This is a genomic window from Aerosakkonema funiforme FACHB-1375 (assembly GCF_014696265.1).
Taxonomy (GTDB): Bacteria; Cyanobacteriota; Cyanobacteriia; order Cyanobacteriales; family Aerosakkonemataceae; genus Aerosakkonema; species Aerosakkonema funiforme_A.
In genome coordinates, this window is sequence record NZ_JACJPW010000020.1 from 50,789 (window position 1) to 70,902 (window position 20,114).

The 20,114-nt window shown below is 43.0% G+C and carries 16 protein-coding genes; 9 read left to right on the top strand and 7 right to left on the bottom strand.

Going from position 1 to position 20,114, the window contains the following annotated elements:
- Positions 1–23: 23 nt before the first annotated feature.
- From H6G03_RS10090 to H6G03_RS10110, 5 genes are read left to right on the top strand one after another with little or no spacing between them, the layout of a single operon-like run.
- Positions 24–608 (top strand): COP23 domain-containing protein, encoded by a 585-nt coding sequence (locus H6G03_RS10090; RefSeq protein ID WP_190464212.1) that lies wholly within the window; start codon positions 24–26, stop codon positions 606–608.
- Positions 608–1,813 carry a WD40 repeat domain-containing protein gene (locus tag H6G03_RS10095; RefSeq protein WP_190464213.1) on the top strand — a complete coding sequence of 402 codons (1,206 nt, stop codon included), beginning with the start codon at positions 608–610 and terminating at the stop codon, positions 1,811–1,813. The genes H6G03_RS10090 and H6G03_RS10095 overlap by 1 nt, the downstream gene beginning before the upstream one ends.
- Before the next feature lie 26 nt (positions 1,814–1,839).
- On the top strand, positions 1,840–3,483 hold the full coding sequence (locus H6G03_RS10100; RefSeq protein WP_190464215.1) for a WD40 domain-containing protein: 1,644 nt from the start codon (positions 1,840–1,842) through the stop codon (positions 3,481–3,483).
- Positions 3,480–5,498 (top strand): trypsin-like peptidase domain-containing protein, encoded by a 2,019-nt coding sequence (locus H6G03_RS10105; RefSeq protein WP_190464217.1) that lies wholly within the window; start codon positions 3,480–3,482, stop codon positions 5,496–5,498. The genes H6G03_RS10100 and H6G03_RS10105 overlap by 4 nt, the downstream gene beginning before the upstream one ends.
- A gap of 54 nt (positions 5,499–5,552) precedes the next feature.
- Positions 5,553–8,807, top strand: coding sequence for a CHAT domain-containing protein (locus H6G03_RS10110; RefSeq protein ID WP_190464219.1), 3,255 nt, complete (start codon positions 5,553–5,555; stop codon positions 8,805–8,807).
- Between the two features lie 146 nt (positions 8,808–8,953).
- On the opposite strand, the gene H6G03_RS10115 is transcribed toward H6G03_RS10110, so the two are convergent.
- Positions 8,954–9,868 carry a DUF1338 domain-containing protein gene (locus tag H6G03_RS10115; RefSeq protein WP_190464222.1) on the bottom strand — a complete coding sequence of 305 codons (915 nt, stop codon included), beginning with the start codon at positions 9,866–9,868 and terminating at the stop codon, positions 8,954–8,956.
- Between the two features lie 145 nt (positions 9,869–10,013).
- Positions 10,014–11,315: an acetyl ornithine aminotransferase family protein gene (locus H6G03_RS10120; protein WP_190464223.1), complete on the bottom strand. Its 1,302-nt coding sequence runs from the start codon at positions 11,313–11,315 to the stop codon at positions 10,014–10,016.
- Between the two features lie 204 nt (positions 11,316–11,519).
- Between H6G03_RS10120 and H6G03_RS10125 the strand changes: the two genes are divergently transcribed.
- Entirely contained in the window at positions 11,520–12,026 is a 507-nt protein-coding gene (locus tag H6G03_RS10125) for a thiol-disulfide oxidoreductase DCC family protein (RefSeq protein ID WP_190464224.1), read from the top strand.
- Between the two features lie 24 nt (positions 12,027–12,050).
- Here the strand turns inward: H6G03_RS10125 and H6G03_RS10130 are convergent, their stop codons facing one another.
- From H6G03_RS10130 to H6G03_RS10150, 5 genes are all read right to left on the bottom strand, one after another.
- A complete protein-coding gene (locus H6G03_RS10130) occupies positions 12,051–12,509 on the bottom strand; it encodes a DUF29 domain-containing protein (RefSeq protein ID WP_190464225.1) in 459 nt (152 codons plus the stop codon).
- A gap of 4 nt (positions 12,510–12,513) precedes the next feature.
- A complete protein-coding gene (locus tag H6G03_RS10135) occupies positions 12,514–12,981 on the bottom strand; it encodes a DUF29 domain-containing protein (RefSeq protein WP_190464226.1) in 468 nt (155 codons plus the stop codon).
- Positions 12,982–13,026: 45 nt separating this feature from the next.
- On the bottom strand, positions 13,027–13,485 hold the full coding sequence (locus H6G03_RS10140; protein WP_190464227.1) for a DUF29 domain-containing protein: 459 nt from the start codon (positions 13,483–13,485) through the stop codon (positions 13,027–13,029).
- 98 nt (positions 13,486–13,583) lie between these two features.
- The gene (locus H6G03_RS10145; RefSeq protein WP_190464228.1) at positions 13,584–15,077 is read right to left on the bottom strand and encodes an aldehyde dehydrogenase family protein; all 1,494 of its coding nucleotides are present in this window, start codon (positions 15,075–15,077) and stop codon (positions 13,584–13,586) included.
- Between the two features lie 99 nt (positions 15,078–15,176).
- Positions 15,177–15,716, bottom strand: coding sequence for a hypothetical protein (locus H6G03_RS10150; protein ID WP_190464230.1), 540 nt, complete (start codon positions 15,714–15,716; stop codon positions 15,177–15,179).
- A 124-nt stretch (positions 15,717–15,840) separates the two neighbouring features.
- Between H6G03_RS10150 and H6G03_RS10155 the strand changes: the two genes are divergently transcribed.
- The 3 genes from H6G03_RS10155 (at position 15,841) to H6G03_RS10165 (ending at position 20,112) form a co-directional block, all read left to right on the top strand.
- Positions 15,841–16,677, top strand: a complete 837-nt coding sequence (locus H6G03_RS10155) for a DUF1838 family protein (RefSeq protein WP_190464232.1) — start codon at positions 15,841–15,843, stop codon at positions 16,675–16,677.
- A 958-nt stretch (positions 16,678–17,635) separates the two neighbouring features.
- Positions 17,636–19,315, top strand: coding sequence for a type IV pilin-like G/H family protein (locus H6G03_RS10160; protein ID WP_190464234.1), 1,680 nt, complete (start codon positions 17,636–17,638; stop codon positions 19,313–19,315).
- 68 nt (positions 19,316–19,383) lie between these two features.
- Complete coding sequence (locus tag H6G03_RS10165; RefSeq protein ID WP_190464236.1) at positions 19,384–20,112, top strand: AIM24 family protein; 729 nt, start codon at positions 19,384–19,386, stop codon at positions 20,110–20,112.
- The last annotated feature ends 2 nt before the right edge of the window (positions 20,113–20,114 follow it).

The following is a 20,114-nucleotide window of genomic DNA, read 5'->3' on the forward strand; positions in this document are numbered from 1 at the left end:
CGCTTGAGTACCAGACATATTTTATGAATAACGCTGCTTTGTTGCCTCAATTATGTTCTGCGTTAGCGATCGCCTTCTTGAGTGCATCTACCCTCACACCCCCCAGTCGCGCAGAAGGCGGCAGCACCAACACCACCAACGCCACTTTCTTCTGCGGTACCAGCAACGGCGTCCCGGCAACTATGGCCCGCACGCCACGCGGAGAAATACCGATGATTCTCTGGAATTCTCCCACAATCGTCCAATCGGGCGATACTCAAAAACAGTGCGAAGATGTATCGAATAGGTTGCAGAGTTATTACAATAACGGTACTTTCAAATACATCACCACTAGGAGAATGAACGGTCAAACCGTAGCTTGCGTTGCACAACAAAATAACGATGAGGCAACTTGCAGTGGCGACCCGTTATTCGCTCTCAACATACCCCCTCAAAGTAAACCGGCAGACGCTCTACAAGGTATATTTCGGATCAGAATGGCTTCTGCCGGAGTCATCAATGAAACGTTCGCACCTGTTTACATTAGTCTGGATAAATTATTACAGGGTGAGTATCCGCCAACGGGAAGCAATACCCGTCGTTCTCCATCTAGAAATAATCCTCAGTAATGGCGATCGCAAAACTTAGCTGCGGTGCAATTATCTTATCTGCTCTGTTGCAGTTTAGCAGTTACCAGAATTACCGCGTCTCATTAGGTAATTCTGGTCGTCCGATTTGGGATTGTGGGTCAGTCTGTTTTGTTTCCAGATCCCAGATCGATCCGTGGACAACAAATCCAAAATCCTCTGTTGCGAAGGTGGACATCGTGACGGGAAGCGGAGCCATTCCGATCTTGGGGTCTCCCCAAGTAGAGGACATGGCGTCCAAGACGCCCACTTCGCGCCAAATCCAAAATCCAAAATCGATCGCTCTGAGGCATTCCCAGTACCCAGTTTATGCGATCGCCTTCATTCCCCGCAGTCAAATTCTCGTCAGCGGCGGATACGATGAGCTAACCAAAGATGGTCGGGAAGGTACGATCAAGCTGTGGGATCTGAAGAATGGCCAACTCCTACGCACTCTCAAAGGACATACAGACCAAGTGCGTGCGATCGCCATCAGTCCCGATGGCAAAATATTAGCTAGCGGTAGCGACGATAAAAGTATCAAACTGTGGAATCCAAACACCGGACAGTTGCTGCGTACTCTTACCGGACATTCCGACTGGATTGCTGCTGTTGCTATCAGTCCGGATGGAAAAACTCTAGTCAGCGGTAGTTTCGACAACACCATCAAAATTTGGGATTTACATAGCGGACAATTGCGGCGTACCCTCACCGGACATACCGATCCAGTGCAGTCGATCGCCTTCACTCCCGATGGTACAACCTTAGCAAGTGCCAGTAACGATAAAACCATCAAACTGTGGAATCTTCGTACAGGACAATTGCAAAATACCCTCACCGGACATACAAATTTTGTTTTGTCGGTTGTCATCAGTCCCGATGGTACAACCCTGGCCAGTGCCGGTTATGACAAAACTATTAAATTGTGGAACTTACGCAGCAACAAACTGGAAAATACTCTCAAAGGCCATGCCGACTTAGTACCTGGTATCGCCATCAGCCCGGATGGTAAAATTTTAGCCAGCATCGAAGGAAGTTGGGACAATACCGTCAAGCTGTGGGATTTGCATAGTGGCGAATTCCTGGGCGACTTGCCAGCACACAAAAGTAATGTTGTCATTAAAGGAGAGTCGATCGCCTTCAGTCCTCAAGGTAATTTCCTCGCCAGTGGCAATAACGATGGCATCATTGAAATTTGGCAATATTGATATCAATTTTATCAGTGCAATTTGATATGAAATTTTCCTTTCCAGACCTAGCAGTGGCGATCGGTGCAGCAGCAATTGTAATTGTCCAATCTCAAATTGCCGTACCGCAAGAACAACAATCACTCAATGATAAAGCGATCGGTGATATGGCAAGAGATGTCACCGTTTTGATTAATGGCCAAAATCCCGGCTCGGGCGTAATTATTGCCAAACAAGGAAACACTTATTCCGTCCTCACTGCCAAACACGTTGTTGCCACTCAAGATGAATACGAAATATTTACTTCCGATGCCACAAAATATCCGCTTAATTACGCCAATGTCAAAAAATTACCTGGAATCGATTTAGCGATCGTGCAGTTTACCAGTAATAAAAATTATCGCGTTGCCGAGTTAGGTGATTCCGACAAAGTAACCGAAGGTGCAACAGTTTATACAGCCGGTTGGCCTCGTCCCGGACGCGCCATCAATCAAGCTATTTATCAAATTACTAAAGGCAGCATTTCCGGTCGTCCCTTGCAAGCATTAGATGATGGCTACGGTTTGGTTTATACTAATATCACTCGTACAGGAATGAGTGGCGGCCCGGTTTTTGATTCACAAGGGCAAGTAGTTGGCATTCACGGCAGGGGGGACGGAGAACCTATTTTTAATCCGGAAACTGGCGCAACAGTAGATGTCAAATCTGGTTTTAATTTAGCAATTCCCATCAACACATATTTTAAATTAGCGCCAGGGGTAGGAATTAATTTACTTTACTTGGGAGATAACTTTGTTGAAGCTAACAAGATAGCAGGACATTCAAACGCCATAAGTTCTGTCGCCATCAGTCAGGATGGTACAATCTTAGCTAGCGGCAGTATGGATAATACGATTAAAATTTGGAACAGAAGCACTGGGAAAGAATTGCGTACTCTCACCGGGCATACAAACTATATTAATTCGATCGCCATCAGTCCGGATAGCAAAATTTTGGCTAGTGGCGCTAATGATGGCACTGTGAAAATTTGGAACTTGGCTAACGGACGATTGATAAATAGCCTGACAGGCGATAAAAATTATGTCAGATCTGTTGCGATAAGTCCCGATGGAACAACTTTAGCTAGTGGCAGTGCAAATGATGCAAATATCAAAATTTGGAATCTGCAAACTGGCAAATTATTGCGTACTCTCACCGGACATCGCAATTATGTTAATGCGGTTGATTTTAGTGCAGATGGTAAGAGTTTGGCTAGTGGCAGTACGGATTTAACCATCAACATTTGGAATCCGAACACGGGAGAATTGCAGCAGACTTTGAAGGGACATACCAATTGGATCGCCAGCGTTGCGATCGGTTCTTTCGGGCAAATTATCGCCAGTGGTGGTGCTGACAATACGATTAAAATTTGGAATGTAAAAACAGGAGAAATGCTGTATAATTTACAAGCTCATTCTGGGGTGGTGAGAGCAGTGGCGATCGATCCCAACGCACATATCCTCGCCAGCGGTAGTGATGACGGAACAATCAAAATTTGGAACTTGCATAACGGTCAACTGCTGCATACTCTGCAAGTGCGCGATCGGCAAGGACAAATTGCGTCAGTAAATTCTTTGGCTTTCAGTAATGATGGGCAAATTTTGATTAGTAATGCTGGTGCTAGTTTAAGGATTTGGCAGGTGAAGCGATGAAATATTACTATCAATTATCGTCGGTAATAATTGGTGCAGCAATAGCGGTAATGCAACCGCAAATGGTAGTGCCGCAAACATTGGACGAACAAGCGATCGCATCTCTTGCTAAACAGGTAACTGTTGTGATTAACGGTCAAAATCCCGGCAGTGGCGTAATAATTGGTAAGAAAGATAATACTTATTATGTACTGACTGCCAAGCACGTTGTCGCTACACGAGATGAGTATGAAATTTTGACTCATGACAGCACAAAACACGCCCTCAACTATAGCACGGTGAAAAAATTGCCAGGGGTAGATTTAGCATTAGTGCAATTTACCAGTAGCCAAAATTACCGCGTTGCCGAAATAGCAGATTCGGATACGGTGACAGAAGGTGCAACTGTTTATACTGCTGGTTGGCCGCATCCCGGACGCGCCATCACGGAACGAGTTTATCAGATGACAACAGGCAAAATATCGGGTCGATCGCTCAAACCTTTAGAAGATGGCTATGCTTTAATTTATACCAATATCACTCGATCGGGCATGAGTGGTGGCCCACTTTTGGATGCCCAAGGGCGGGTAATTGGCATTCACGGACGGGCGGATGGAGTGCCGATCGTCAATCCCGACACGGGGCAAACAGTTGATATCAAATCAGGATTTAATTTGGCAATTCCAATTAAAATTTTTTTGGAAACTTCAGCCATAACAGATATTCCGCCTAACTCTAGTTTTGCCGTTCTTCTATTAGCTTGGGGAGAAAAGATACATAAAGAAAACCAAATTAAAGCAGCGGCAGATTACTATCAAAAAGCGCTTTTACAGGATGCCAAGTTAGGCTCTGCTTCTTTATTTTTAGGTTTAGCTAAATACGAATTGGGAGATGTAGAAGGAGCAATTCGTTCCTGGCAAACAGTTGACCCGCAAGCTTATTACGGTAAAAATGCAGAGCGGATTCAATTAATGCAAATAGCGCTGGCGGTAGCAACCTATGGAAAGGGCGATCGACAAGGTTGTTTGGCAATAATGAATAAGCTCAATCAACCCCATCAATTCTTAATTGAATTTGAGAAGTTGAAAACGCAACTTTGGGGCGATCGCTTGCTGGCAGATACAAAAAAAATGATGCCAGAATTCTTCCCTAACAAAACAATTGAAGCTGACTCTAACGTAAATGCAGTAGCCATTACCCCCGACGGTCAAACTTTAGCGACCGGTCATGATGACAAAACTATCAAATTGTGGCAGGTCAGCACAGGCAAATTGAAAAGCACTCTTACCGGACTTTCTGCTTCAGCTTCTACCTTAGCCATCAGTCCAGACGGTCAAATTTTAGCTGCTGGTAGTAGCGATCGTAGCATCAAATTATGGAACCTTCGCACAGGACAATTGAAAAGCAATCTTACCGGACATTCATCTGACATACTTTCTCTTGTTTTCAGTCCAGATAGTCAAATTTTAGCTAGTGCTGGCGACACGACGGTCAAGCTGTGGGATGTTAGCGCGGGTCAACTTCAAACTACTTTCACGGGCGATAACACGCCCGTTTATGCAGTGGCATTTAGCCCAAACGGTCAAACTTTAGCTAGTGTGAATAGGCGCGGAACTATCAATCTGTGGAACGTCAGGACAAAGCAAATTAATAGTACCATAAATAGTGGTTCTGTCCGCACGATCCCTATATTTTTATTTGTCGGTTTTAGTTCGGACGGTCAAACTATAGTTAGGAGGAAAGGCAATATTATGGAATCTTTAAATATTGGCAACCAACAGGTTATCAGAACTATCGAAAACAACAGCCCTAACTATTTTACCTTTTTGTCAAAAGATGGGAAATATATGATCAGTCAAAATTTTGATAGAACTTTCAAACTTTGGGATGTCGCCACAGGAAAAGTGCAGCGCATCTTTTATGGAAACAGTTACATAAATAATCCGCAGAAGATGACTGCTATCAGTTCGGATGTAAAAACTTTAGCTAGTGCAGTTAACAAGAAAATTTGGCTTTGGAATTTGTCCGATCGCTAAATTTTATATATGTCAAAAATAACGCCATATCAAACATTTTTTTAATTAAGCCAGATGCACCTCCGCCTTCATTACTTAATTGCGATCGCTTCTACTCTGGTGTTTGCTATCCCGGCGACACCGTTGACTCACAATGTCAGTGTCACGGCACAAATTTCTGTCACAAATACAAAAGCGGAAGCAGACCGACTATTTCAACAAGGCGTCGCACAATTTCGTACAGGTGAATTTCAAGCTGCACTGCAAATTTATCAACAAGTTCTCATCATTCGGCAAAATTTTAAAGATAAACTCGGTATTGGCGAAACACTCGACAACATCGGCGAAGTTTACACCAGTCTTGGCGATTACGATAAAGCAATGGAAAATTTGCAGCAAGCTTTAACTATTCGCAAAGAACTTGACGAAAAAGTTGGTATTGGCGAAACACTCAACAATATTGGTTTTGTTTATCGTCAGTTAGGCGATTATCCCAAAGCTTTAGAATTGCATCAACAAGCTTTAGAAATAGCCAAACAAATCGGTAAGCGTGTAGTGGAAGGGGAAGCTTTGCACAATATAGCTGCCCTTGCTGCTGCCCAAGGCGATTATAACAAAGCATTAGAATTATACAAACAAGCTTTAGCAATTCGTCAGGAAGTTGGAGACAAACGCGACGAAGGACGCACGCTGAATAACATCGGCGGCGTTTATTCCAGCTTAGGCGAATACGATCGCGCTTTGCAATACTACCAGCAAGCTTTGGCAATTCGTCGCACTATTAACGATAAAGCTGGCGTGGCGCGTCTCCTCAGCAACATCGGCTTAGTTTATCGTCAATTAAGTCAATATTCGCAAGCGCTAGAATTCTATCAACAAGCTTTACCGATTCTACAAGATATGGGCGATAAAGCCAGCGTTGGTACTACTCTCAACGGCATTGGTGTTATTTATGAAAATTTAGGTCAATACGATAAATCTTTACAAGTATATCAACAATCTTTGGCAATTGCGAAAGAAATTGGCGACAAAGTTGGCATTGGCAACACTTTTGATAACATTGGTGGCATTTCTTACAGTTTGGGTAAGTATCCGCAAGCGCTGCAATATTATCAGCAAGGATTGGCGATTCGTAACGAAATTGGCGATAAAAATGGCGTGGGAAATTCTCTCACCAACTTGGGCGGCGTCGCCTATAATTTAGGTCAATATCCCCAAGCTTTAGAATTTTTGCAGCAAGCATTGGCGATTCGGAAAGAAACGGGAGATAAGGCAGGGGAAGGTCGCGCTTTAGATGCGATCGGCATTATTTACGAAAGTCAAAACCAGTATACCAAAGCAATACAATATTATCAACAAGCTTTAGCAATTTCTCAACAAATTGGCGATAAAGCAGGCGAAGGAGAAGCCCTCAATCATATTGGCGGTATCTATACCAAGTTCCGAAATTATTCGCAAGCACAACAATTTTTGCAACAAGCATTAGCAGTGCGTCAAAAAATTGGTGACAAAGGCGGAAAAGGTCGGACGCTTAACAGTATCGCCAACGTTTATTACAGTCAGCGCAATTATGCCAAAGCATTGGATTTTTTACAACAATCTTTAACAATTCTCCAAGAAATAGGCGACAAAGCGGGCGAAGGAATAGCTTTTAGCAATATCGGTTATCTGTTAGAAAAACAAAATCAGTCAACCTTGGCAATTATTTTCTACAAGCAAGCAGTTAATCTTACCGAATCTATCCGCAAAGATTTAAAATCCCTGTCCATAGAACAGCAGAAATCTTTCACAGATACCGTTGCCGATACCTATCGCAGATTAGCCGATTTGTTACTCAAACAAAATCGCGCTGACGAAGCAAAACAAGTTCTCGATTTGCTGAAAATACAAGAATTAGCCGAATATTTGCGAAACGTCCGGGGAAACGATCGCACAGCGCAAGGCGTCGATTTATTGCCCCAAGAAGCACAAATTTCGGAAAAATATGTTCAAGTCGTGCAATTGGGTAAAGAACTGGCACAATTACGCAGTATACCAGATGTCGATCGCACACCAGCCCAGCAACAGCGAATTGCCGAATTGGAGAGGATCGAACAGCAACAAAAAATAGAATTTAACGAATTTATCCGCAGTCCGGATGTCGTGGCGCTTGTACAAGAATTGAACGAAAAATCAAAAGGCGAAAACCTCAATTTAGCCAATCTCGATCGCGTCCAGCAAAACTTGCAGCAGTTGCCGAAATCATCTGTATTAATTTATCCCCTGATTTTACAAGACCGTTTGGAATTAGTGCTGGTAACGCCTGATTCTGGGCCAATACATCGACCTGTGGCAGTAAAAAGGCAGGAAATAGAAAAGGCGATCGCCCAATTTCGCGAAGCTTTACAAAATCCGAATTCAGATGCTACAATACCAGCAAAGCAATTATATAATTGGCTCATCAAACCAATCGAAAAAGAAATCGCAGACAGCAAAGCGCAAACAATTATCTACGCCCCAGACGCACAACTACGCTATATTCCTTTAGCAGCTCTTAATGATGGCAAACAGTGGCTAGTGCAGCGTTTCGCCATTAACTATATCACCGCCGCAAATCTAACCGATTTCAAACCAAAAATACCCAATAATCCCCGCGTCTTAGCGGGTGCTTTTACCACAGGAAACTACAGCGTTCCGATTGGAAATCGCCAACTTAATTTCGCCGGACTGCCATTTGCAGGTCGCGAAGTAAACAACCTGGCGGCAACAATCAACAACACCATTATATTATTAGATACTGCCTTCAGTCCCGCAGCAGTTCTTCCCCGTCTCAACGATTACAATATTATTCATTTTGCCACTCATGCTGCCTTTGTCACCGGTCAGCCCGAAGAATCTTTTATCCTATTTGGTGATGGCAGTCGCGTCACCCTTCGCGATGTCGAAACTTGGTCATTACCCAATGCAGATTTAGTAGTGCTGAGTGCTTGTGAAACAGGAGTAGGAAAACAATTGGGAAACGGTAAAGAAATACTCGGTTTTGGTTACCAAATGCAACGAATTGGTGCGAAGGCAGCGATTGCCTCATTGTGGTCAATTTCCGATGGCGGTACTCAAGTTTTGATGAATGCTTTTTACGCAGGATTGCAAAAAGAAAACATCACAAAAGCCGAAGCTTTGCGGCAAGCGCAAATCGCTTTAATTACCGGAAACTCGACAGTAGCAGTAAGCGAAGAACAGAGAGGTATTGCCGTCCGCGCAGTCTCTCAGGGTAGTGCGTCGGTAGTTAGCAATCGTCTCAATCATCCCTTTTATTGGGCACCTTTTATTTTAATTGGTAATGGGTTTTAGCCAGCCGATTTGGGATTTTGGATTTTGGATTTTGGATTGGCTATGAATAACAACTCTCGCTGATATCGTAACCGCCAGTGTTAGGACAACTCCGACTCTTACCTCTAACCTTCCATCCCATACTCCGTAACCCTTTTCCCTCTTCCCTAGCCCCTAGTCCCTCGGCTTAGTTTGGTCATTTCAAACAAATGTGTGGCATTATTTCCTTGAAAAGCATCAAAAAGCACCTTCTGTCCGGAACCAATTTCTACCAAAAAACGCTCGGCAATTTCATAATAAGCATAAGTCCAAGGAATGCTTATCAATTCACCACTGGTATCATCTCGCACAGTCACCATTTCGGTTACAGCTTGAGTTGCGGTCTGACGCAAACCTATTTCAAGAGTGCCTTCAATCTCGGCTTTCATCGGTACGCCGCGTTCTGATAAACCACGGACAGTAGTTTCAATATCCGGGTATCTATCTGTGTTCTGACGGTTGACATAGCCGGTAAAGTGGTTGACCGCGTATCCGTGCAGGAGTACCCAAGCACCATACTGAGTTACTTTATTTACTGCTTCCACGCTCGATCGCACAGGTGGTTGCCAAGGGCGATCGAACACATTTTCCAATTCATTTACAATTAGCTCAACATCTGCTTTTTCTAGCTCGGATAAGTTCGGATAAATGCTAGAATTAATTGAGCTAACTGTTTGATAGATTTGTTGTGATATTTCATCCGGTAACTCATCCACAATCAACTCGCTGATAAACAATTTCGGCAAATCAAATTCCTCTTGTTCCGGATGGCGATAGTGACGCGCATACAAATGCTTATCGGCAAAAACATATTCCCCCGCCGCCGAATACCCCAAGCTTTCCACAATGCGTTCTAAATAAGGAATTCCCAAGTTAACACCATTAACATTCAGACCCAAAGAACGAAAAGCAATGTGGTCATTTGCCACAACACCGCCCGCTTCGGTTATCATCTGCTGGTAAACTTTTGCGTAACTGACTCTAGCGCTATATTTTTCCCAGAGTTTATGCCACAAATTGCGAGTAACTTCAATATTTGACATATGATTAAAAGTAAATTTTCAACGCAAAGGAACGCAAAGGTAAACGCAGAGGAACGCAGAGTATTGGTATCGCTAAATTTTGCTCTTATCCTTCACCTCTTCTTGGCGCACTTTGCGATTACCTCTGCGTTCCTTTGCGTTTAAATTAGATCTCTGCCAACAAGTCGGCGAGAATCTGCAAAGCAACCTGAATTTGGTTGCTGTCGATAACTAAAGGCGGACAAAAACGAATCGCCGCTTTTCCGCAACCTAACAGCAACAAGCCTTTGTAGAAAGCATCATCTACAATTTTATCTCTTAATTTGGCATCTAGGTTACCTTCCTCATCAAGGAGATCGATCGCCACCATCAAACCTTTTCCTCTGGGCGGCGAAACTCGCTTAAAACGCTGCGATAATTGAGTTAAACCTGCTTGCAATAACTCTCCCATTCTGCTGGCATTATCCATCAGTTCGGTTTCCAACAATCGCAAGGTAACGTTAGCAGCTGCACAAGCAACCGGATTGCCGCCAAATGTGGTAGCGTGAGAACCGGGAGGCCATGTCATTAATTCGGGTCGCGCTAAAATTGCACCTAATGGCAAACCGCTGGCGATACCTTTGGCTAAAGTAATGATATCCGGCATTACTCCCCAATGTTCGATCGCAAATAATTTCCCGGTGCGACCCATGCCCGATTGCACTTCATCCACTACCATGAGAATATTGTAGCGATCGCATATTTTTCTAATCCTCTCTAAAAAGCCATCTTCCGGCACAATATAACCGCCTTCTCCTTGAATCGGTTCTACCACAATTGCCGCAATTTCTGTAGCTGGTAAAACAGTAGTAAAAAGCTGATGTTCCAGATAATCTAAACTTTCGTGAGTGCCGTAAGGAATATGAGTTACACCAGGTAACAAAGGGCCGAAATTTTTGCGCTGCACAACTTTGGAACCGGTGAGAGACATTGCCCCATATGTACGTCCGTGAAATGCTCCCAAAAAGGCTACTATTAAGGAGCGTCCGGTATAATATCGAGCTAATTTAATCGCCCCTTCGTTCGATTCAGCACCAGAGTTAGTAAAAAATACTTTCGCACTATTAGGAAAAGGCGCACGCGCTGCCAATTTTTCTGCCAATTCTACCATCGGTTCGTAGTAAAAATCAGTACCCGACATATGAATAAGATTGGCCGATTGTGCTTGAATTGCACGTACAACTTCTGGGTGCGCGTGTCCGGTATTCGTAACAGCAATTCCGGCGGTTAAATCTAAAAACACATTGCCATCCACATCCTCTAACATACAACCTTCCCCGCGATCGGCTACTAACGGGTAACCACGGGTGTAGGATGGGGAAGTGACGGCGCGATCGCGTTCCACCAAAGCGCGAGCGCGTGGCCCAGGTAACGGGGTGACAAGACGCGGAATGCGGGGTAAAGTACGATCGGTTGAAATAGTAAGCATTTTCACTCAACATTTTTGGATAAGAGAATCAACGATTTATCGCTTTTGTCTGTAACTTCTGTTTCCATATCTATAATTCCCCGATCCGAAATTTAAAATTTAATTAACTGAAGGCGATCGACACAACCAAAATAGTGTTAAGTTTTGTAAAATAGTTAGTTGTATCTGTTTCTCCTCGCTTGAGGAATAAATTGATTAATGCCTATGTCCTCGCCAAAAACCCAGTTTCCCGAATCCGTTCCAGTCGCGACCCCATCTCAATCCTCTCCATCCTGGCAAATCGAGCTGCTGTACGACGGAGAATGTCCGTTGTGCGTGAGAGAAGTCAATTTCTTGCAGAAACAAGACGCGGGTCGAGGTCTGGTAAAGTTTACCGACATCGCCGACAGCAGCTACACCCCGGAAGAACATGGCGGCGTGGACTTTGAAACGGCGATGGGACGAATTCATGCTGTACTTCCCGACGGTACTGTCATCAAAAATGTGGAAGTTTTTCGTCGCGTCTACGAGATTTTGGGGATGGGATGGATTTATGCGGCGACCGGGTGGCCCATTATTGGTGCGATCGTCGATCGGCTGTATGGAATTTGGGCTGACTGGCGGCTTAAATTGACCGGAAGACCCGACTTAGCAACAATTGTAGCTCAGCGCCACCAGCGCCTTGAGTGCCAGACAGAAGGGCGTTGTAGACTGAACGAAGATGAGAATTAATTTTAGCCATGCGATCGGCAATTTTTAATCGGGAAATAAATTTTCGTCAAGGGTTTGTGCGGGGGTAAAAGGCGATTCGCTAGGTAAAGTATCTGAAGTTAATTCCATCTCCATCTCAACAATTTTCTTAGCGTCTTGATAGGTTTGAGCAAATTCTTCTAGCAATAACGAACTTAAACTAGGGCTGCTTGCCAAAATTTGCTCCAGGCGGATGCGATGTTCTGTAATCGTAGCACGCCATTCATCAAGACGCTGTTTAGGAAAGTATTGGTACTTTAATAAATGCTGCATAACGGCCAAAAGACTCTCATCTAATTCCCGTTTTTTCCATCTGCCTAAACTCTCAATTTCATCGATTAAATTTTCAGTATCTAGCTCAGAAAACTTGCCCTCGCGCAGTAACCTAGCAGTTTCTTCAATCCATAAGTAAAAGTCGCGATCGTATAGGTTGCTAACATTGCTATTTTTATAGCTTACCGCCATAAGATTAATCCTCAGCTTCGGGTAAAAAATCCGGATTCAGGCTCTCTTCAAGAGTAAATGGAGAATTCACAGGAAAGGTTTCAACTGGCAGTCTTGTTTCATCTTTTGCTTGCTCTCTGGCGTTTTGGTAGCAGCTATCAAAAATAGTTTCTAAATATGGCCTTAAACTGGGGCTATCGTCTAATTCTCGATTTAATCTGCGCCGATGCTCTCGCATACTTCCCTCCCAACTACCAGAACGTTTTTCTGGCTGATATTTGTATTTAAGTAGGTGGAGCAAAACCACAACCAAGTTACTTTCAACTGCCCGCTTTTCACGCTTTCCCATCTCTTCAATTTCGAGGAGCAAATTTTTTACATCTAAATCTGCAAATCTGCCTTGGCGCAAGATTTTAGCAATTTCTTCTGTCCATAAATAGTAATCGCGATCGTAAAGGTTGGCAGTTTCATTTTTTGACTGAGATACCGTCATATCGCAATGCCTCTTATAAGTTATATTACAACTTAACTAACTTAATTATTCGGGAAAGAAATTTTCGTCAAGAATTTGTGCGGGGGTAAAAGGCGACTCGTTAGGAAACGTATGTAGCGGCAATTCTGTTTCCTCAGCAGCTTGTTTTCTGGCTTTCTGATAAGCTTTATCAAAAATTTCGAGAAAATACTCTCTCAGACTGGGACTCTCCTCAAAGGCATCTTCCAAGCGAATGCGATGTTCTACGATCGTGTGACGCCAACTTTTGGAACGTTTTTGTGACTGATATTTGTACTTTAATAAGTGCATCAAAAGGACGCGCAAATTACTTAGCAATGCCCGCTTTTGGCTACCGCTCATATCTTCAACTTCTTCGATCAGGTGTTCCAAATCGATTTGGCCAAATTTCCCAGCCTGCAAAAGTTTTGCCGTTTCCTCTGCCCACAAACAAAAGTCGCGATCGTAAAGATTGGCGGTTGGATTTTCCGACTGAGATACCGTCATCTCGCAATACCTCTGACAAATTATTTAATAAACATCTCCAAAAATTCTTGTGGGGTAGGCATCCTGCCTGCCGAGAGAGATTCTTTTGGAGGAGATGCCTAATGATTATCGATTTGAGCGCGTTGCAAACGACCGGAAAAATCTACATAAACACTCTTCCATTCCGAAAACACATCCAAAGCAGCAGTCCCCGCCTCCCGATGTCCGTTACCCGTTTGCTTGACACCACCAAAAGGTAAATGCACTTCCGCACCAATCGTTGGGCCATTAATATAAGTAATTCCCGCCTCGATATCGCGCATTGCTTGGAAAGCGCGGTTGACATCGCGAGTATAAATCGATGAAGATAAACCGTAAGGCGTGTCGTTGAGTATTTTTATCGCTTCTTCAAAGGAATTAACTTCAATTAAAGATACGACAGGGCCGAAAATTTCTTCGCGGGCAACGCGCATATCTGGAGTAACATTATCCAGAATCGTCGGCTCAAAGAAAAAACCATATTTTAAATCTCCCATATTGGCTATCTTGCCACCGATTAACACCTTTGCTTTCTCAAAATGAGCCACTTCTAAATAACCGCTAACTCGCTGAAGCTGAGCGACATTCACCAAAGGCCCAACATTCGTATTCGGGTCAATACCAGCACCGAGACGCAACTTGGCAGTCCGCTCTACGAACATCGAAGTAAACTTATCTTTGATATCCCGATGTAAAAGCAGGCGACTTGTAGCTGTACAGCGCTGACCGGTTGTACCGAATGCTCCCCAAACAGCACCTTCCAAAGCTAATTCTAAATCCGCATCATCCATCACAATTTGGGCATTTTTGCCGCCCAATTCCAAGCAAACTCGCTTGTGAGTTCGCCCGCAAGTAGCCCCAATTTCTGCACCTGTTTGGGAAGAACCTGTAAAAGATACCAAGTCAATATCGGGATGTTCGGTTAAAGCTTTTCCTACTTCCGAACCAAAGCCGTGAACTAAATTTACTACCCCTTCTGGGAAACCTGCATCGTGGAATATTTGGATTAAAAAACTTGCACAGGCAGAAGTATCTCCGGCAGGTTTGAGAATAATTGTATTGCCGCATACTAATGCCGGTAGCGCTTTCCAACAGGGGATGGCAACGGGAAAATTCCACGGCGTAATTAAGGCGCAGACTCCGATGGGTATCCGCACAGTCATAGCAAATTTGTTGGGCATTTCTGAAGGCGTTGTTTGCCCGAACAAACGACGACCTTCTCCGGCATAATAAAGGGCGCAGTCTATTCCTTCTTGTACATCTCCACGCGCTTCTGCGATCGGCTTGCCCATTTCCCGACTCATCAATTGGGCGAGTTCTTCTTTGTGCTGAATTAATAACTCTGCCACCCGATAAATATAGCCGGCACGCGATGGTGCTGGCACGAGACGCCATTTACAATAAGCATTGCGGGCGGCTTCTACTGCTGCATCTACATCTGCCGCTTCCGAACGCGGAAATGTCGCTACGAGTTGTCGCCAGTCCGCTGGATTGCGACTTTCTAAAGTTGCTCCCGATTTGGCTGGCAACCACTGTCCGTTAATGTAATTAAGGCAAGTTTTAGAAGTAGTCATTTTCGATTTTTCGATTTTATATTTTAAATTTTGACGTAGGCTATTCTACCCTTCTTTATTCCTTCTTCCCTAGCCCCTAGTCCCTAACCCCTAGCCCCTTTACTCAGGTACAACTTTTTGTAGTGCCTGACTGATTAATTGTCGTTGTTCGCTATCGTAGCCCCAGCGTTCGAGAAAACTTTTGTATTTTCCTGCTTCGTTGGTGGCACTTTTGAGTATTTCCCGGCAGCAGGAGTATACTTCAGGAATATCGATCAGTTTAATCAGATGGGATGTGCGATCGCACACTCTCTCGCTAGACTTTGCCATCTCTTCGTTACCGTTGCGGCGATGGCTAAGCGCCGTTGCGGCAGACATCGCGACGTTCTTCGCCAATAATTCTGACACGGTATCCGGATGCGATCGCAATGCCCGCACCACTTCCTCTGTTGGATTATCTCCCGCAGTCGCCTCAGATGTCAGGTAGGTGACGAAAAACCCTCTCGCACCGTTTTCAGTTTTAGCTAACTCCGAAACAACCGTTTCTATCTCTGATGGGGATATTTCACCTGCTTCCATCTTCTCCACAACATAGTAACTCAGAGCAATAGCCTGCTCAAACGTTACATCTGACGGAATTTTTACAGAAGATTCAACCATTTCAACCGCCCGTTATCGATAATGCTGCGCTTTTTCTCAATTCTAACTAAAGATAGTTGTTTTTTGCACGCTTTTCACTTAGTTTTTAGTGTAGTTCTCACATCTAGTTATTTTGGTAGAAAATATGAGCTTAGCCAAATCAACTATTACCGATGAGCAGTTTGTTAAGGTACGTTGCAGCACTGACGCCAGAACTCACTATTTTGAAGCTACAGGTGCCATGTATGCCCAACCTATGGATGATGATGAGCCCCTGCACTTGTTTGATTTTTTGGGGGTGGATATCTCACGTTGCCTTAAGGATGAGGCTACTTCTCGTTGGACATTGGTGAGTCGGAAAATTACGCTTTATCTCGACACTCAAACTGGTGAAGTTTTAAAGTCGTGGCAAAATCCTTGGACTGGTGAAAAGCTTAATGTTTTGCACCGTTCATACGATTACCAAGAGTTCCAAGTTCCCCAAGCAATAATAGCTCATATAGCTCCAGAAATTTCTTATATATCCTTAGATTTCAATTTGAAATTACCAAACCAGCTAGCAAGCTATCCTAAATATGCTGAATATTCTCCCGAAAAATATCTCCGAGCATCAGATTCTTATAAATTTATTTTTCCCACAAAGATGCTTGACGATGTGGCAGTTAGCTCTAGCACAAACAGATCTGTAGCGTTATCTTACTATCGAATGGGCCCTTGGGAACCTTGGATGAAAATGAAGGGAAAGCCGGGGTTTTTAGTTTTGAATTACACAGGCAGCAAAACAGATGTATTTGAAGAGTTACACCCAAGTATCAAAGAGGTAATTCAAGAACGAATGCCTTTATTTCGCGAAGCTCCTCTCTGTAGGTTAGACCGTTCGATCGCTACAAGTTGGAGTCGCTTTGAAGAACAGTTTGATGCTTATTTACGAGGCGAAGAATTTCCCTTGCCAGCACCTATAATAAATGAGCCTTGCCTGTAGCGAGTATCTTCATAAATTTTGAAAAAACGAATAATTCCAAGTTAATTTCCCTCTCCCTGTCAACGCAGCCAAACCTTCCTGGGTCATACCTGAGCCAAGAAGGTCTGGGTGCTACAATGGGATATTATGAGAACACTCAACGTTTATCGCCAAAACCGCTATTATTGAGGAGCGCTCCTCACTTTGGCGATAATAAAGTGGAGCAAGCGACAAAAACTCCACACCGTTTATGCAGTTAAGCAAGCACTGTTAGGACATCTATCATCGCTTTTTATTTGATGTCCAATCATGGGCTATAGCGGCATAAAACCCATTCAGTACTGTTTCTTTTCTTTACTAAGAATAACTAACTGCCTGCTTAAATTAGATCGTCCGATAGGCGTAATTATACTCAACCACTAGAAGTAATTACCTAGCCTGTAACTACAAAAAGAAGAGGTAGTTTATAAAAAAATTATAAAAAAATTGAATTTTTGAATTTAATATAATAAAATATTTGTCTTGTCGTATAAAATAATAAAATTGTAGCTTTTACTTTTTAAATTAGAGAAAAATATTTAATTTTTTATTTATAAAGTCATTCAGCAGTAAAAAGCCTCATTTGTGAGAAGCCGACAACTTTTGAGTATGAAATTGGACGGTGAAGTAGCACCCATCCCCATCTAGTCACACTTTGGGAAGAATTAATGGGACAGGGGGATGGTTTGTCACGAAAGAAGCCCGGTTTCTCATCCTCTTCGGGAAATACTGAATCGGCGTTCTATTATTTGCGATCGCAATACCAGCCAAAAAACTCCTCCCACAAATTAAAAAGTCGATGAGAAGTCGATGAGTTCTCGAAGAAGTCAGTCGATATCTCAAATAGTCACGTGATTTAATGGGGAATAGGTAGGCGAAGAAAGCTGCCTCATCCTAGTGCGATCGTCCTAAGCATTACAATTTATTTCGGAGGCTGAGTATGAGCATCGAACTGCGAGTTAAGTATCTGCAATATCTGTTGAATAAAAATGGCGATCGCGGCTTTACATCCCTTGAAGTTCTCATTGTCATTTTCCTGCTACTAATTTGTGCTGCTAGTGCTTTGATTATTTTGCCTAGTTTTTTACATACAGGCAACAAAGCACCGCAATCTGAAGCGAAACAATATGTTCACTCAATGAACAAAGCGCAGCACGCATATTACGCAGAAAATGGTAAATTTGTGACAAAAAACGATGCCGCAGCATGGAATAGCTTAGGCATTGGTATTAAGACCCAGACAACCAACTATAAATATTCTATTGGTGGAAATGACAAAGCTGTATTTAGTTATGGCGTAGCTCGTGAAGATGCTTCTAAACCATTAAGAAGTTATGTTGGGGGTGTTTTCTTAGTACCCGATGGTGCCATTATTGATGATAGGAAAACAGTAGCGGTCATCTGTGAAACAAAATCTCCTACTACCGCACAACCTGCCGAGCCCATATTGCAAGATGATGTCATAACTTGCGGTGAAAACACGACTCCACTTAATCACCAACAAGACTTGGTATTTGCATCTAACTATACCCAAGCTATGAACCAAGCGCAGCAAAATCACTATTCTAAAAATGGTACTTTTGCAAATTCTCTTAAAGCTTTGGGGTTTAAAATCAAAACAGAGACAGAAAATTACCAATATTCTGTAAGTACTACTGCTAAAGGTGCTTTTCATCATGCCACCTCTAAGCAACCTGACTACTACAGCTATGTAGGAGCTATTTTCGTAATTCCCAATGCTGCTAAAAATTTGACTAAAAAAACGATATCTATTTTTTGTGAAGCCAATTATCCCGGTAATAAGAAAGCGGCAAATCCGATTTATCAAAATGGTGTGTTAGCTTGTGGTGCTGGTACAAAGCAAATAAACGCTTATGGTTATGGGGTAAGCGAAGATATTAACGAATATATTAAAGTAATCAATGAAGCACAGCAAGCTTACTATTCCAAGCAGCGCATCTTTGCTGATTCTATTGAAAAACTGGGTACTGGAATTACTGAGACTGACTTCCATAAATATTCAACGAACAGGAGTGCTACCGCAGCATTTAGTTATGCCACACCAAAAGGAACCGATACTGGCTATGTGACAGGCGTTTTCGCAGTTCCAAATAATGTTGCTAATCCGACTAAGACTGTGGTAATTCTGTGTCAATATTATTCCGGCGATACCCTGCAAAAACCTGCCAATCCAACTTATAATAATGGTGTACTAAGGTGCGGTGCAAATACGAATCAAGTCTACGACTATGAAGAAAATATAAAATATGTTGAAGCTATCAATGAAGCTCAACAAGATTACTATTCGCAAAAGCGCATCTTTGCTGATTCTATTCAAAAACTCGGCACTGGTGTTACCCAGACCAACCTCCACAAATATTCAGTCAAGAGAAGTTCTACCGCAGTATTTAGCTACGCAATACCAATAGAACCTTACGGTAATACCTATGTGGGAGGGGTCTTCGCCGTACCGGGTGGTACTCGTACTAAGGCTAAGACTGTGGCAATTCTGTGTGAAAAATATTTATACGAACGCAAAATCCCAGCCAATCCTACTTATAAAAATGGTGTGCTTGCTTGCGCTGCTGACACCAGAGAAGTCAGCCGAACTGCGCGGTAAATAAAATCGAGAGTATTGACGATCGCTCAAAACTTGGCTAGATTTAATGTCAATACTGGAGAAACATTATGAAACACGAAGTCAAGATTATAGAACCAACCGAATTATGGTATCTCCAAAACAATATCAACAAAGAAACTAACAAACTTCACCATCCCACGAAAAGCATTCCCTTTGTTCAACAAGTCGAAATTCACTTGGAAAATTCGGGAGTAGTAATTCAAAAAGGTTCATTGCACAGGTGTATCGGTCAATTAACTTACGGCGTTTATAAAACCGATAACCGTTTGCGAGATATTTGGGTATCTTTGAAGACGGACACAGAATTCAATGCACCTGTGTATAAAGGTATTGGTAAAGTTTACCTAGAACCGAGACAAAAAGGTAATTTCTTGCACTACACATCAATTGACATAGTTGAAAAAGAGCAATGGGAATTTGATGATGGTGTATTTCAGTTTTGTTCTGACAATGTAGTTCTGGGTGCTAAAAGATTAAAATACAAACAAATGCTCGGTTCTAATGATGGTAGGTGGAGGCTGGCTATTACCCCATTGGGTGGACAAAAAGCGACAGTCGTAGCCAGCACAGCTGCACCAGCGAAAGTTATTTCACTTAACAGAGGAGAAATTTTAATAGCTGATTATGACATGGTGAAAGGATATACAAATGGGATTCACGAAGATTATCGAAAATTAGGTCATTTCGGTAGAGGTGGTGGTGAGGGTTATGTTTGGATTTATGAAGGAGAAGGGAAATTATTAGTAACGGAAAACGAAGGAATGGGTCTGGGTTGAAC